Below are 14,531 nucleotides of genomic sequence, written 5' to 3'. Positions count from 1 at the left end.
CCGCCCCGCACCGAAGGTGTCGTCCCCCTCCCGAAGAGAGAGGGGGAAGGCGGGGCCGCCCAGGCGCACAGCGCCTCAGGGGGTTACATCAGCTTCCCCGCCAGGATCAGGTATCCGGGTACCCAGCCCGTGAGCACGCCCTGGGCAATGCACAGCCAGCCCGTGGGGCGTTCAATGCTTTTCTTGAGGGCCAGCAGAGCAAAGAACAAGGCCCAGAGTACGGCCCAGGCGGCCCAGTTGACGCCCATCCACCAGTCCAGCCCCGAGCTGGCGCTGGTCAGCGTATCGAGGGCGACGGGAACAGCGGTGATCGCCACGAACAGGCTGAACCAGCCCAGACCTCGGCCGTCGGCACCGCTGAAGCGATTGAAAGCCACCCAGAGATAGGTGAAGGCGAACAGCAGGGTCAGAGCGCCGCTCTTGACCGATGCCGCGTCGGCCGCCGGGCCGAAGATGCTGGCCAGGCCGATGCATAGCGACACCACCCCGGTGAAGATATTGATGACCCAGATTTCCTTGTCGGCAATCTTGCCCAGCATCCACAGGCCGTTGAGAAACAGCACCGCACCCACATAAAACAGCGACAAACCCAACCACATACACGCTCCTTGGCTGCAGGCCGGTGCAGCGCGGCGAGGATTGTGGGGCCGAGCGGGGCGGGGCGGAACCCTGGGCGAACGCAAAAGAGTCTTGCACCATGGGTCGGGAATGGGCTCAGAAACCCTAGTCCCGACCGCCGCGCAGGCGGCGGTACAGCGTACCGCGCGAGATGCCCAGGGCGCGCGCTGCCTGGGAGACATTGCCGCCATGCTGGTCCAGCGTCTCCCTGATCAGCTGCGCGCTGTGCTCGCGCAGCGTCGCTAGAGGCTGCGCCTCGGCGACGGGCGTTGCTTCGGTGGTTGCAGGGCAGGCCAGGTCTTCCGCGCTGCAGGCGTCCAGGTGCGAGCCAAGGCCATGCGAGGTTTGCAGATGCGCCTGCATCCAGACGCCCAGGCCGCTGGCCAGGCGCAGCGGCGCGGGGCTGGGCTGGCCGCTCAGTTGCAGCAGGCGCGATAGATCATGGCCCAGCAGTTCCTGCGCGCTGCACGCTGTATCCAAGGGCTGGCCGATGAGCTGGGCTGCGGTGCCGTTCATCCAGGCGACGCGGCCATCGGCAGCCACGCCCATCAGCGCCTGCAGCGGCGTGTGCAGCAGGGCTGGCGTCACTTGAAAGCGCAGCACCAGATGCTCGTGCGACTGAGCCTGCAGCAAGGTGTTTTCGATGGTCGTGGCGTACATGCCGACCACGGGACCGGCATCGAAGCTGAAATGCTGCTCCTCCACCATCAGATTGAGCACCCCGGCCAGGCGGCCGTGCACGTCGCGTATGGGTGCTGCTGCGCAGCGGAAGGCGTGCAGCTCGTCGAAATAGTGCTCGCCGTTGGTGACGGTGCAGGCCTGGCCGGTGGCGGCGACGATGCCCGGTGCGTTCGTGCCCATGGCCTGCTCGGACATATTCAGGCCGACCCGCTCGTCACGGGGCCGCATGGATGCCGGGGAGACATGGAGCACGATGCCCTTGTCGTCCGTCAGCATCACGCGCGTGCCGGTGCCCGCTAACGCCTGCTCCAGGGTCGGCAACTCGTGCTGCAATGCCTGCAGCAGGCCGCGGCAGCGCTCCTGCGTGGCATGCAGCCGGCTGGGGCTGACCGGAGCCAGAGCCAGCCGCCGTCCATGGCAGTGCTGGCGCTGGCTGCGCAGCCAGGACTGGATGACCGCCTCGCTGACCAGGCCCGAGGGGCGTATGCCGGCCTCGAAGAACTGGCGGCGAGCCTGCAAGGCCCGCTCCGCCCCGGTGCTCGAGAAGCACTGCTGTAGCGCGTCCATCGCGCGTGGCTCATCAACGTTCATGTCATGTCCAGGCTGTCCGCAGGAGCGGTCAATGTGTTCCGCAATGGAACAGTTCTAGCCTGGGGAAATCCCGATCATGAAGAAAAACAGGCGATACACCATGCTTTGCGGCATAGCAATCACAACAGGAGACCTCGATGAAACGGCTGATCGACAACTCTCATGGACGGCCCGGCCGCATGGCCTGGATGCTGGCCGCCTGCCTGGGCAGCGCAGCGGCCCTCGCGCAAGCCGACCCTGCGGCGCAGGCCGCGGCCGCCGTGCAGCGAGTCGATGGCGCTTTCATCAGCGCCAATGCCGCCAAGACGCCCGACTGGCCCACCATCGGCGTGGACTATGCCGAGACCCGCTACAGCCGCCTCGATCAGATCAATGCCACCAACGTCAAGGACCTTGGCCTGGCCTGGTCGTACAACCTCGAATCCACGCGCGGCGTGGAGGCCACGCCTGTGGTCGTGGACGGCATCATGTACGTCAGTGCCTCGTGGAGCGTTGTGCACGCCATCGACACCCGTACCGGCAACAGGATCTGGACCTATGACCCGCAGGTCGACCGCAGCACCGGCTTCAAGGGGTGCTGCGACGTCGTCAACCGCGGCGTGGCGCTGTGGAAGGGCAAGGTCTTTGTGGGTGCCTGGGACGGCCGCCTGATCGCGCTCGATGCCGCCACCGGCAAGGAGGTCTGGCAGAAAAATACCTTCGAGGGGCAAAAGGGGTCGCTGACCATCACGGGTGCGCCGCGCGTGTTCAAGGGCAAGGTCATCATCGGCAACGGCGGCGCCGAATATGGCGTGCGCGGCTACATCACGGCCTATGACGCCGAGACCGGCGAGCAGAAATGGCGCTGGTTCAGCGTGCCCGGCGATCCGTCCAAACCCTTTGAGGACGAATCCATGAAACGCGCCGCCAGGACCTGGGATCCCAGCGGCAAATGGTGGGAGGCCGGCGGCGGCGGCACCATGTGGGACAGCATGACCTTCGATGCCGAGCTCAACACCATGTACGTGGGCACGGGCAACGGCTCGCCCTGGTCGCACAAGGTGCGCAGCCCCAAGGGCGGCGACAACCTGTATCTGGCTTCCATCGTGGCTCTGGATCCCGACACCGGCAAATACAAGTGGCACTACCAGGAAACGCCGGGCGACAACTGGGACTACACCTCCACCCAGCCCATGATCCTGGCCGACATCAAGATCGCCGGCAAGCCGCGCAAGGTCATATTGCATGCGCCCAAGAACGGTTTCTTCTTCGTGCTCGACCGCACCAACGGCAAGTTCATTTCGGCCAAGAACTTCGTGCCTGTGAACTGGGCCAGCGGCTACGACAAGAACGGCAAGCCCATGAACATTGCCGCGGCACGCGACGGCAGCAAGCCCCATGACGCGGTTCCCGGCCCTTATGGCGCGCACAACTGGCACCCCATGTCCTTCAACCCCCAGACTGGCCTGGTGTATCTGCCTGCGCAGAACGTGCCCGTCAATCTGATGGACGACAAGAAGTGGGAGTTCAACCAGGCCGGACCGGGCAAGCCCCAGTCGGGCACGGGCTGGAACACGGCCAAGTTCTTCAATGCCGAGCCGCCCAAGAGCAAGCCTTTTGGCCGCCTGCTGGCCTGGGACCCGGTTGCGCAAAAGGCTGCCTGGAGTGTGGAACATGTCTCGCCCTGGAACGGCGGCACGCTGACCACGGCGGGCAATGTGGTGTTCCAAGGCACGGCCGATGGCCGCCTTGTGGCCTACAACGCGACCAGTGGCGAAAAGCTGTGGGAAACGCCCACGGGTACCGGTGTGGTGGCCGCGCCCAGCACCTATATGGTGGACGGCAAGCAGTATGTCTCGGTGGCCGTGGGCTGGGGCGGTGTCTACGGCCTGGCTGCGCGCGCCACCGAGCGCCAGGGCCCGGGCACGGTCTATACCTTCGTCGTGGGCGGCAAGGCCAGGATGCCGGAATTCGTGGCCCAGCGCACAGGCCGGTTGCTGCAGGGCGTGAAATACGACCCCGCCAAGGTCGAGGCCGGCACCATGCTGTACGTGGCCAACTGCGTGTTCTGTCATGGCGTGCCTGGCGTGGACCGCGGCGGCAATATTCCCAACCTGGGCTATATGGACGCGAGCTATATCGAGAACCTGCCCAGCTTCGTCTTCAAGGGCCCGGCCATGGCGCGCGGCATGCCGGACTTCACGGGCAAGCTGTCGGGCGATGACGTGGAGTCCATAAAGGCCTTCATCCAGGGCACGGCGGACGCCATCCGGCCCAAGCCCTGAAGCCTGCACTTCACCACGCCGGTGCGCCGGACCGCCGGTTCGCCCGAGCCACGCACCGGCGGCCCCGGATCGCAAACCTCTTCTTTTGACTCGACACCAAGGAAATAGCCTCATGCAAGACCATCTGCAGTTCTATATCGACGGCCAATGGGTGAATCCGGTCAGCCCGCGCAGCCTGGACGTCATCAATCCCTCCAACGAGCAAGCCATCGCCCGCATCAGCATGGGATCGGCCGCCGATGTGGACAAGGCCGTGGCCGCCGCGCGCCGGGCCTTCGAGAGCTACTCGCGCACCAGCCGCGAAGAGCGCCTGGCCCTGCTGGCCAAGGTGCTGGAGGTCTACCAGAGCCGCTACGGCGACTTTGTGCAGACCATCTCGCAGGAGATGGGGGCGCCGCTGTGGCTGTCCAAGGCGGCACAGGCCGCCATGGGCGTGGCCCATCTGAGCTCCACCATCGAGGTCCTCAAGAACTTCGCCTTCGAACATGTGCAGGGCAGCACGGCCGTCGTGCATGAGCCCGTGGGCGTGGTCGGCATGATCACGCCCTGGAACTGGCCCATCAACCAGATCATGTGCAAGGTCGCCCCGGCCCTGGCCGCCGGCTGCACCATGGTGCTCAAGCCCTCGGAGGTCGCCCCGCTCAACGCCCTGCTCGTGGCCGAGGTGCTGCACGAGGCGGGCGTGTCGGCCGGCGTCTTCAACCTCGTCAACGGCGACGGCCCCGGTGTGGGCGAGGCCATGTCCTCCCACCCCGGCATAGACATGATGACCTTCACGGGCTCCACGCGCGCGGGCATTGCCGTGGCCAAGGCCGCAGCCGACAGCGTCAAGCGTGTGGCCCAGGAACTGGGCGGCAAGTCTGCCAACATCGTGCTGGATGACGCCAACCTGCAGAAGGCCGTGACCCAGGGCGTGCAGGCGGTGCTGATGAATTCGGGCCAGAGCTGCAACGCACCCACGCGCATGTTTGTGCCGCGCGCCCTGCATGGGCAGGCCGTGGAGATCGCCCGTAGCGTCGCCGGCGCAGCGACCGTGGCCGATGCGCTGGCCGAGGGCATGCACATGGGCCCCGTGGTCAGCGAGGCGCAATGGGGCAAGATCCAGGCCCTGATCCGCAAGGGCATTGAAGAGGGGGCGACCCTGGTGGTGGGCGGCACAGGCCGCCCCGAAGGGCTGGTCCAGGGCTACTTTGTCAAACCCACGGTGTTTGCCGACGTGAGCAATGACATGAGCATTGCGCGCGAGGAAATCTTCGGTCCCGTGCTGGTGATGATTCCCTACGATGACGAGGAAGACGCCATCCGCATGGCCAACGACACGGTGTACGGCCTTTCGGGCTATGTGCAATCGGGCAGCCTGGAGCGTGCGCGCCGCGTGGCCGCGCGCCTGCGCACAGGCATGGTCCACCTCAACGGCGCGGGGCCTGACTTCAATGCGCCGTTCGGCGGCTACAAGCAGTCAGGCAATGGCCGTGAATGGGGCGAGCACGGTTTCCGCGATTTCCTCGAAACCAAGGCAGTCATGGGCTACGGCGCGGCCTGATCTATTCAAAATCAATAGCTGCTGGTGCCTGTCTGATGCGCGCCAGCAGCTATTTTTACTGAATATTCTGCTGACGGCGACGCGCGCGTTCCAGCTGCTGTACGACCTGACGCGGATTCATGCCGTACATCTCGGCGAACTCCTGCTCCGAAGTCTGGCCGCTGAGCTGGAAGGAGCGCAGCAGCGCCTCGTCCTTGGCGGCGCGGGCATCGGCCTCGGCCAGGGCATCTACCACCAGGGCGTTGGTCTTTTCGTCACGGCCCTGCACGCGCTCGGCGTATTCCTCGCGCGTGAGACCGGAGGCTTCGTAGGCGATGACGATGCGGTTGCGCAGCTTGGGCGTCAGGTCTTCCTGCGTGCGCTGCTGGCGGCGGCGGAAGACTTCGATCAGCGCGTGGTGAACATGCTCGGGCAGAGTGGCTTCCACGGGCTGGCCGTCGAGGTCATGGCGCTGCTGACCGCTGGCCATGGCCGCCAGATAGCGACCGGAGCGGGTGTGCTGCTGCAGCGCGCTCTTGAGTGCGTCCTTGTCCAGCTCCGGGTGGGCGGCCAGCAGGTCTTCAAAAATGCCGCGCTTGAAGGGCAGCAGCTGTTCGCCGAACAGGGCCGGGTGCCACTGTGCCAGCTGCTCCAGCAAGGGGTGTTGCGGACGTGCGGCCTGCGGGGCGGCTTTGGCTGCGGGAGCCGGGTTCTGGCGGCCACGGCCGCCTCGGCGCGAGCGTGAGCCGGGCTGCGAGTCCTGCACGCTGTGCTGCGACGCCGCTTGCGAGGCTTTCTGCTCTTGTGATTCAGACACGATTTCAGTCATGGCAAAGCCCGTGGGCCTGGGAAAACAAAACCCCCAATCATGCCAGCATTGCAAACTGCAGTGGCATGCGGGGGTGTCAGCCGGCGGCCAGGGCCTGATCCAGCAGCTCCACCCAATGCATGACCGGGACCTCGGTGCCGTTTTGCAGATGGACGATGCAGCCCATATTGGCCGAGAGAATCGCCGCGGGCTTTTCTGGGGCGAACGGCTCGTCCAGTGCGGCGATCTTGCGGTCGCGCAGCTGGTGCGAGATTTCAGGCTGCAGCACCGAGTAGGTGCCGGCAGAGCCGCAGCACAGATGGGATTCGGTGCGCGCCACGCGCAGATCGAACCCCAGCTCGCGCAGGCCCGCTTCCACGCCGCCACGCAGCTTCTGCCCATGCTGCAGCGTGCAGGGCGGGTGGTAGGCCACGGGAGCGGGGGGCACCGTGACGCGGTCCTTGAGCTTGTCCACCAGCTCGGGCAGCATGGCGGGCAACAGTTCGCTGAGGTCGCGGGTCAAGGCGCTGATGCGCGCGGCCTTGTCGGCGTATTGAGGCTCCAGCCGCAGCAGATGGCCGTACTCCTTGACGGTGACACCACAGCCCGAGGCGTTCATCACGATCGCCTCGACCTCGCCGCGCTCCACCAGCGGCCACCAGGCGTCGATATTGGCGCGCATCTGGGCCTTGCCGCCGTCCTGGTCGTTGAGGTGGAATTTCACCGCACCGCAGCAGCCCGCCTTGTCGGCAATCACGGTCTGCACGCCCACGGCGTCCAGCACGCGGGCCGTGGCGTAATTGATGCGTGGCATCATGGCCGGCTGCACGCAGCCTGCCAGCAGCAGCACCTTGCGCGCATGCTCGCGCACGGGCCAGGCCCCGGCATCCTGGACGGTCGGTATTTTTTCGCCCAAAGACTCCGGCAACAGACCTTTGACGGCGCGGCCCAGCTTCAGCGCGGGGGCGAACAGCGGGGAATTCATGCCCTCCTTGAGCAGCCAGCGCTGCAGCTTCTCGCCTGTGGGGCGCTCGACCTGCTCATCGACGATCTTGCGGCCGATATCGACCAGGTGGCCGTACTGCACGCCGCTGGGGCAGGTGGATTCGCAGTTGCGGCAGGTCAGGCAGCGGTCCAGATGCAGCTGCGTGGCCCGCGTGGGTGTTTGCCCTTCCAGCACCTGCTTGATCAGATAGATGCGGCCGCGCGGGCCGTCCAGCTCATCGCCCAGGGTCTGGTAAGTGGGGCAGGTGGCGGTGCAAAAGCCGCAATGCACGCATTTGCGCAAGATGGCTTCGGCTTCCTGACCTTCTGGCGTGGCACGGTATTCGGGCGCGAGATTGGTTTGCATGGGGTGCTGTCCTTGTTCTTACCAATGCGCCGAGAGACGGCCCACATTGAGAATGCCGGCGGGGTCGAAGGCCTGCTTGAGCCGGGCATGCAGCTGTGCCGATGTGCGGCCTGCCGGGCTGGCCTGTGCATGCACATCGAGATCGCTGTTGGCGCTTGTCTGGCTGGCGTCCTCGGCTCTGAAAAGAGAAGCGGATCCGCCGACTGCCTGCGCGAGTTGCTGCAAGGCTGCGGCGGCCGAACGCGGGGCCTGCACCCAGCGCTGAGCGCCATGCCAGTCGATGAACGGGCCTGCCGCGCCTTGCGGCAATGGCAGCGGCGCTGCGGTCGCAGGAGTGGACAGACGCCACAGGCAATGATCGGCAGCGCGCTGTTGGAACCAGGGCAGGTTCAGATCGCGGCTTGCGCTCCAGTCGGCGGCGACGGCGTCGCTGTCCAGCCGCTCGCCACCCAGGCGCAGCGTGGCGGCCTGAACGGCGGCGCGGGCGCCGCGCAGGCGCAGATACAGCGTGCCCTTGCCGTCTTCTTCCAGCCAGTTGCTGGCATTGAGCGGCAGAGGCTGGCCGCCCCAGTGATTGAGCCAGTCCAGAGCCTGCTCCTGGCTGCAGCTATCAAAGCGCAGCGTGGCCTCGGCCGGAGCCACGGGCAGGACCTTGAGGCTGATCTCGGTGATCAGGCCCAGCGTGCCCCAGCTGCCCGTCATCAGGCGCGAGACGTCATAGCCGGCCACATTCTTCATGACCTGGCCGCCGTAGCGCAGCAGCTCGCCCTGGCCGTTGATCATCTCCAGGCCCAGCACGAAGTCACGTACTGCGCCAACGCTGGCACGCGACGGACCGGACAGGCCTGCGGCGACCATGCCGCCCACGGTGCTGGCGGCGCCGAAGTGCGGTGGCTCGAAAGCCAGACACTGGCCCTGGCTGGCCAATGTTGCCTCCAGCTCGGCCAGCGGCGTGCCGGCGCGAACGGTCACCACCAGCTCGCTGGGCTCGTAGCTGACGATACCGCTGAGCGCGCGCGTGGACAGCGGCTCGCCCTGCAGACGCAGGCCGTAGAAGTCCTTGCTGCCGCCGCCGCAGATGCGCAGCGGGGTCTTGTCACTGGCAGCGGCGCGAATGCGCTCGCCGAGCTGATTGATTTGGCTGGTGGCTGAATCCATGGCCTGCATGGTAGCCGGGGCGCCCCCGGGGCAGGAAGGCCTGGTCTTTGATTTTTTTGAAAAGCAGGCGTGAATAAAAAAGCCCCGCAGTTCGCACTGCGGGGCAACGTAATGAAACTGAACTAGCGAAGAGCCTGCCGCTTAACGGGTGTAGGCCACCTCACCGTGAGAAGTGATGTCCAGGCCCTGGCGTTCGGACTCTTCCGAGACACGCAGACCCACGGTCAGATCGGCAATCTTGTAGGCCACGAAGGAGACCACGCCAGACCAGACGATGGTCACCAGCACGCTCTCGACCTGCACCCACAGCTGATGGGCCATGTTGTAGCCCTCGGGTTCGATACCGCCCAGGCCCTTGGCGCAGAACACGCCGGTCAGGATGGCACCCAGGATACCGCCGACACCGTGGACGCCGAACACGTCGCAGACATCGTCAACCTTGAGCAGGTGCTTGAGGCCAGACACGCCCCAGAAGCACAGAGGGCCGGCGATGATGCCCATGACGATGGAGCCCATGGGGCCGACGAAACCGGCGGCGGGGGTGATGGTCACCAGACCGGCCACGGCACCCGAGGCGGCGCCCAGCATGGAGGCCTTGCCGCGCAGCAGCGCTTCGGCCACGATCCAGGAGATGGCGGCGGCGCCGGTGGCCAGGATGGTGTTGATGAAGGCCAGGCCGGCAATGCCGTTGGCGGCACCGGCGGAGCCGGCGTTGAAGCCGAACCAGCCCACCCACAGCAGCGAAGCGCCCACCATGGTCAGCGTCAGGCTGTGAGGAGGCAGGGCTTCCTTGCCGAAGCCGATGCGCTTGCCCAGCATGTAGGCACCCACCAGGCCGGCCACGGCGGCGTTGATGTGCACCACGGTGCCGCCCGCGAAGTCCAGCGCGCCATCGGCACCCAGCAGACCGCCGCCCCACACCATGTGGGCCATGGGGATGTAGCTGAAGGTGAACCACAGCACGGAGAACACGATCACGGCCGCGAACTTGATGCGCTCGGCAAACGCTCCCACGATCAGCGCCACGGTGATGGCGGCGAAGGTGGACTGGAAGGCCACGAACACGTATTCGGGGATGGTCTTGAGCATGGACGACAGCGTGTCAGGCGTGATGCCCATGAGGAACAGCTTGTCGAAGCCTGCGAAGAACTTGCCCTCGCCGCCAAAAGCCAGCGAGTAGCCGTAGATGGCCCACAGCACGGTGATCAGCGAAAAGATCACGAAGACCTGTGCCAGCACGGACAGCATGTTCTTGCTGCGTACCAGGCCGCCGTAGAACAGCGCCAGGCCGGGGATGACCATCAGGATCACCAGCATGGTCGAGGTCAGCATCCAGGCGGTATCGCCGGCGCTCAGGGTGGGAACGGCCTCGGCCGCTGCTTCGGCCACAGGTGCTGCTGCGGCGGCAGCCGTTGCAGCTTCCTGGGCAAAGCCGGTGGCGCCGGCAGCCAGCAGGCCCAGTCCCAGGCCTGCGCTCAATAGTTTCTTGATCATGGCAATCTTTCTCAAAACGGTTCCAGAGAGACTGGGCCTTTACAGGGCCGCGTCGCCGGTTTCTCCTGTACGGATACGGATCGACTGCTCCAGCGCCTGCACAAAAATCTTGCCGTCGCCGATCTTGCCGGTACGGGCTGCGCCCTCGATGGCGTCGATGGCGGCATCGACCAGATCGTCGGCAATCGCGGCCTCGATCTTCAGCTTGGGCAGAAAGTCCACCACATACTCGGCACCGCGGTACAGCTCGGTGTGGCCCTTCTGACGGCCAAAGCCCTTGACTTCGGTCACGGTGATGCCTTGAACACCGATTTGGGAAAGAGCTTCACGCACTTCGTCGAGCTTGAAGGGTTTGATGATGGCGATCACCATTTTCATGACGGGCTCCTGAAAAATTAGAAAGTCTTGGAGAGCGTCAGAATCAGACGCGCCTTGTTCACATCGCCGAAGTAGGCCTTCTTGTTGGCGCCGGTCACCGCAGCTGCTGCAGAGAAGCCGTCGCCCAGGTCATAGGCACCACCGACGCTGTAGTCCACATAGTTGGGAACGCCCAGGTCCTTGATGTCGCTGGAAAAATGGGTGTAACCAACTGATGCTTTCAGTGTCACCTTGGGCATCACTTCCTGGCTGTAGGAGAACTGCAGATAACCGGTATTGCGGCCCTTGAGACCCGAGCCCGCCTTGGCGCCGGCCCAGCCGAAGTAGTCCTTGGACACCGTGTGCGAATACTTGGCCGTGAACGGGCCGTAGGTGCCGGAGCCGTAGATCTCGGTGGTGTTGCCGTTGGCATTGCCCGAGTACACATAGGTCAGCATGCCCACGTCCCAGTCCACATCGGCGGCCTTGAACTTGTAGCCGCCGTAGAAGTCGGTTTCCAGTGAGTTGCCGGGCAGCCAGTCCACGGAAGAGTTCCAGTTGCCGACGTAGAAGCCGCTGTCGCCGAACGTGTAGTCAAAACCACCTTGCAGCGCAGGCTTGACGGCCCTGGTGCGGCTGGCGTCCTGATCCTGACCACGGAACTTGTAGTTGGTGGTCAGGGCAACGTTGGCGGAGAGCTGGGCATGGGCCCACATGGGGGCGACAACGGCGCAGGCCAGGGCGGCAGTCTTGGCGAAAGTCTTGAAACGGCTTGCAGCGGGACTAGGCATTCAGGGTTCCTCCGGTTTGAAAATTTCGTGGCAAAAATCTCGGATGAACTCTCAAAGCACAGACCGTGCCAGTCTCTGCGGCGGCTGCGGCGCGGTTCGCTGTCCAAAGCCCCAGAACAGGCAGCGGGCCATAGCTGCCAGTACAAAAAGCTACGAGTTTTCACAATCGCTGAGCGCAACTTTCGCCACCTGGGTGCTAGCTGGAATCCATTGCACCAAGATGGTGCGTTTTTGCTGTGCACCGCCATGGCTCTGCTTTTCCCCGGCTTTTTGCACCAATCAGGGGATTTGAAAGTGAGCACATGCTCTTTATCTGGGCGCAGGCAAAGAAAAAGCCCATCGGCTGGGCGATGGGCTTGGGGGGCGGCCGCAATTCAGAAGCTGGCCTGGGGCAGGTCTGCCTTGGTGAACACCAGCGAGACCTTGGCTTCCTGCGGAATCGGCGGCAGCTCCTGATTCCAGCGCTCCCAGGCGCTGCGCAGCTCGGCCAGTTTCCGGGGCTCACGATCACGCAGATTGGCGCGCTCGCGCGGGTCGTTGCCGATGTGGAACAGGTATTCGATGCCCTCGATCTGCAGATATTTCCAGTCGCCGCGTATCAAGGCCTTTTGCTCGCGGTGCTTCATGCGCCAGGCCAGGTCGCGCTCGGGCATCCAGCTTTGATCCTGCATCAGGGGCAGCAGGCTGATGCCGTCCAGTGGATAGTCGGCATGTGCGGCTACGCCGGCGGCGGCCAGGAAGGTGGCTGACCAGTCCATGGTCAGGCTGGGCGTGTCGCAGACGGCACCGGCCGTCATGCGCGCCGGCCAGCGTGCCAGCAAAGGCACGCGGATGCCGCCTTCGAGCAGGTCCATCTTCTGGCCCACGAAGGGCCAGGTATTGGAGAAGCGTTCGCCGCCGTTGTCGCTGGTGAAGACGATGAGCGTGTTCTCGCTCATGCCTTTTTCCTCCAGCGCATCCAGCAGCCAGCCTATGCCTTCGTCCATGTGATGGATCATGCGCTGGTAGGTATCGATGGAGCCGCCGTCGATATGCTTGCCCATGCCTTGCAGGCGCTCGGATTCGGCGCGGTCCTCGCGCGTCAGCCAGGGCCAGTGCGGGGCGCTGTAGTGCAGCGAGAGATAGAAGGGCTGGTCGGCCGTCTGGCGCTTGACGAAGTCCACCGCGCGGCGGCTCAGCAGATCGGTGAGGTAGCCGTCTTCGGTGTGCGGCTCCTCGTTGATCCAGAAGTCGGGGCGCCCGCGCGGGTCGCAGTGGGCGAAGTAGTCGGCGCCGCCGGCATGAAAGCCGTAGAACTCCTCGTAGCCCGACAGGCGCGGGCCGAAATGCGGGGGGTAGCCCAGGTGCCATTTGCCGACCAGGGCCGTGGCGTAGCCGGCATCGCGCAGCAGCGAGGCCACCGTGGGGTGATCGGGCGGCAGGCCCAGCACCTTGTCGCCATGTACGCTGGCGATGGGTTCCTCGGCCGCACCGCGCAGGCGGTACTGCCAGCGGCCCGTGGCCAGCGCAAAGCGCGTGGGCGAGCACACCGAGGAGTTGGAGTAGCCGCGCGTGAAGCGCAGGCCCTGGGCGGCCATGGCGTCCAGGCGTGGCGAGACGTCGGTGGCGTTGTTGTGCGCATCGCGCGCACCGGTGCAGCCCAGGTCGGCATAGCCGAGGTCATCGGCCAGGATGAAGATCAGATTGGGGCGGGAGTCGGTCATGGGAGATCGGGGAACATTCAAAAAAAGGAGCTTTTATCGCTTGTTATGCAAGAATTCTGGATGGATTTGATGCTGGAAATATTTGGTAGCAAGCGATAGATGCTCCTCAAATATCAGGGCTTGAAGCCCGAGCGCTGAACCACCGGCGCCCATTGCGCGCGGTAGGCCTTGAGCATTTTTTCCGTGTCCTGCGCGCTGCTGACCACGGGCACCAGGTTGGAGGCGGCGAACTTGTGCTGCGTGTCGGCTTCCTTCATCACCTCCTGCACCAGTTGGGACAGGCGCTGCACCGTGGCCGGCGCCATGCTCTGCGGCGCGAACAAGGTGTTCCAGCCCGTGCCGACCAGGTTCACGCCGAGCTCCTTGAGCGTGGGAATGCCGGGTGCCATGGTGCTGCGGCGCTCGCTCGAGGTGGCCAGCACGCGCAGCTTGCCTGCTTCGTGCTGGGCGATCTGGGTGTCTAGAGTGTCCACGGCGATGGGGACCTGCCCGCCCATCAGATCGGTGAGCAGCGGACCCGAGCCCTTGTAGCCCACGACCTCGACGGGCACCTTGGCGGTCTCGCCCAGCATCAGCGCAAAAAAGTGCGGCAGGCTGCCCGTGGCCGGCACGCCGAAATTGGCCTGCTGCGGATTGGCCTTGAGCCAGGCCAGCAGGTGCGGCAGCTCCTTCACGGGGACGGCACTGGCCACGGCCAGACCGAACTCGTAGCGGTTCACCTCGCTGATGGGACGGAAGTCCTTTTCCGGGTCGTAGCCCGAGTCCGGAAACACCAGCGGCGCGACCACCATCACGGCAGGATTGGCCAGCAAAATGGCGGGCTGGCCCGCTGCTGCATTCTTCACGTACTGGGCTGACAGACGGCCGCCCGCACCGGGCTTGTTTTCCACGATGACCGGGCTGCCGAGGCGGGCCTGCAGCCGGTCGGCCACGATGCGCGCCACGCGGTCGGTGGCGCCGCCGGGCGGATAGCCGACCACCATGCGCAGCGGTGTCTTGCTGGGAAACAGGGCATGGCTCTCCTGGGCCTGCAGCGCGCCGCCGCCCAGCAAGCCTGCGCTCAGGCCGAGCCCCGCGGCGAGCTTGCCGAAGATTCTTCTTTGCATCGTCATGTCTCTCCTGGTCTGTGGTCCGCGCTGGTACCGGCTCGCGAATTCACACCATTAATGATTGGAAACCGGGCAGTGTAGGTG

General features: G+C 65.1%; 12 protein-coding genes. 2 read left to right on the top strand and 10 right to left on the bottom strand.

Annotation, left to right across the window (positions count from 1 at the left end):
* Nucleotides 1–83 precede the first annotated feature (83 nt).
* Nucleotides 84–599 (bottom strand): AmiS/UreI family transporter, encoded by a 516-nt coding sequence (locus tag V8Z78_RS10655; protein WP_057094325.1) that lies wholly within the window; start codon nt 597–599, stop codon nt 84–86.
* Nucleotides 600–723: 124 nt separating this feature from the next.
* Nucleotides 724–1,866 (bottom strand): helix-turn-helix domain-containing protein, encoded by a 1,143-nt coding sequence (locus V8Z78_RS10650; RefSeq protein WP_349731394.1) that lies wholly within the window; start codon nt 1,864–1,866, stop codon nt 724–726.
* Nucleotides 1,867–2,027: 161 nt separating this feature from the next.
* Here V8Z78_RS10650 and V8Z78_RS10645 point away from each other — a divergent pair, with 161 nt between their 5' ends.
* Together V8Z78_RS10645 and V8Z78_RS10640 are read left to right on the top strand one after the other, a co-directional pair.
* Nucleotides 2,028–4,154 carry a PQQ-dependent dehydrogenase, methanol/ethanol family gene (locus V8Z78_RS10645; RefSeq protein WP_046461157.1) on the top strand — a complete coding sequence of 709 codons (2,127 nt, stop codon included), beginning with the start codon at nt 2,028–2,030 and terminating at the stop codon, nt 4,152–4,154.
* A 112-nt stretch (nt 4,155–4,266) separates the two neighbouring features.
* Nucleotides 4,267–5,697, top strand: coding sequence for an aldehyde dehydrogenase family protein (locus V8Z78_RS10640; protein ID WP_349731341.1), 1,431 nt, complete (start codon nt 4,267–4,269; stop codon nt 5,695–5,697).
* 55 nt (nt 5,698–5,752) lie between these two features.
* Here V8Z78_RS10640 and V8Z78_RS10635 read toward each other — a convergent pair whose 3' ends face one another.
* The 8 genes from V8Z78_RS10635 to V8Z78_RS10600 all read right to left on the bottom strand — a co-directional run bounded on the left by V8Z78_RS10635 (nt 5,753) and on the right by V8Z78_RS10600 (nt 14,444).
* On the bottom strand, nt 5,753–6,505 hold the full coding sequence (locus tag V8Z78_RS10635; protein ID WP_349731340.1) for a ProQ/FinO family protein: 753 nt from the start codon (nt 6,503–6,505) through the stop codon (nt 5,753–5,755).
* Between the two features lie 76 nt (nt 6,506–6,581).
* Nucleotides 6,582–7,835 carry a glycolate oxidase subunit GlcF gene (glcF, locus tag V8Z78_RS10630; RefSeq protein WP_003071768.1) on the bottom strand — a complete coding sequence of 418 codons (1,254 nt, stop codon included), beginning with the start codon at nt 7,833–7,835 and terminating at the stop codon, nt 6,582–6,584.
* Between the two features lie 18 nt (nt 7,836–7,853).
* Complete coding sequence (gene glcE / locus V8Z78_RS10625; protein ID WP_280006458.1) at nt 7,854–9,002, bottom strand: glycolate oxidase subunit GlcE; 1,149 nt, start codon at nt 9,000–9,002, stop codon at nt 7,854–7,856.
* Nucleotides 9,003–9,134: 132 nt separating this feature from the next.
* A complete protein-coding gene (amt, locus tag V8Z78_RS10620) occupies nt 9,135–10,487 on the bottom strand; it encodes an ammonium transporter (RefSeq protein WP_280006457.1) in 1,353 nt (450 codons plus the stop codon).
* Nucleotides 10,488–10,526: 39 nt separating this feature from the next.
* Nucleotides 10,527–10,865, bottom strand: a complete 339-nt coding sequence (gene glnK / locus V8Z78_RS10615) for a P-II family nitrogen regulator (protein WP_003059648.1) — start codon at nt 10,863–10,865, stop codon at nt 10,527–10,529.
* Between the two features lie 17 nt (nt 10,866–10,882).
* Complete coding sequence (locus V8Z78_RS10610) at nt 10,883–11,635, bottom strand: TorF family putative porin (RefSeq protein ID WP_052057548.1); 753 nt, start codon at nt 11,633–11,635, stop codon at nt 10,883–10,885.
* Between the two features lie 374 nt (nt 11,636–12,009).
* Nucleotides 12,010–13,338 carry a sulfatase family protein gene (locus V8Z78_RS10605; protein ID WP_280006456.1) on the bottom strand — a complete coding sequence of 443 codons (1,329 nt, stop codon included), beginning with the start codon at nt 13,336–13,338 and terminating at the stop codon, nt 12,010–12,012.
* A gap of 113 nt (nt 13,339–13,451) precedes the next feature.
* A complete protein-coding gene (locus V8Z78_RS10600; RefSeq protein ID WP_349731393.1) occupies nt 13,452–14,444 on the bottom strand; it encodes a Bug family tripartite tricarboxylate transporter substrate binding protein in 993 nt (330 codons plus the stop codon).
* Between the last annotated feature and the right edge of the window lie 87 nt (nt 14,445–14,531).

The sequence above is a fragment of the Comamonas sp. wu1-DMT genome (genome assembly GCF_040187805.1).
Taxonomy (GTDB): domain Bacteria; phylum Pseudomonadota; class Gammaproteobacteria; order Burkholderiales; family Burkholderiaceae_C; genus Comamonas; species Comamonas thiooxydans.
Note: the sequence above shows the minus strand (reverse complement) of the source record. Positions and strands in the feature narration are given on the sequence as shown.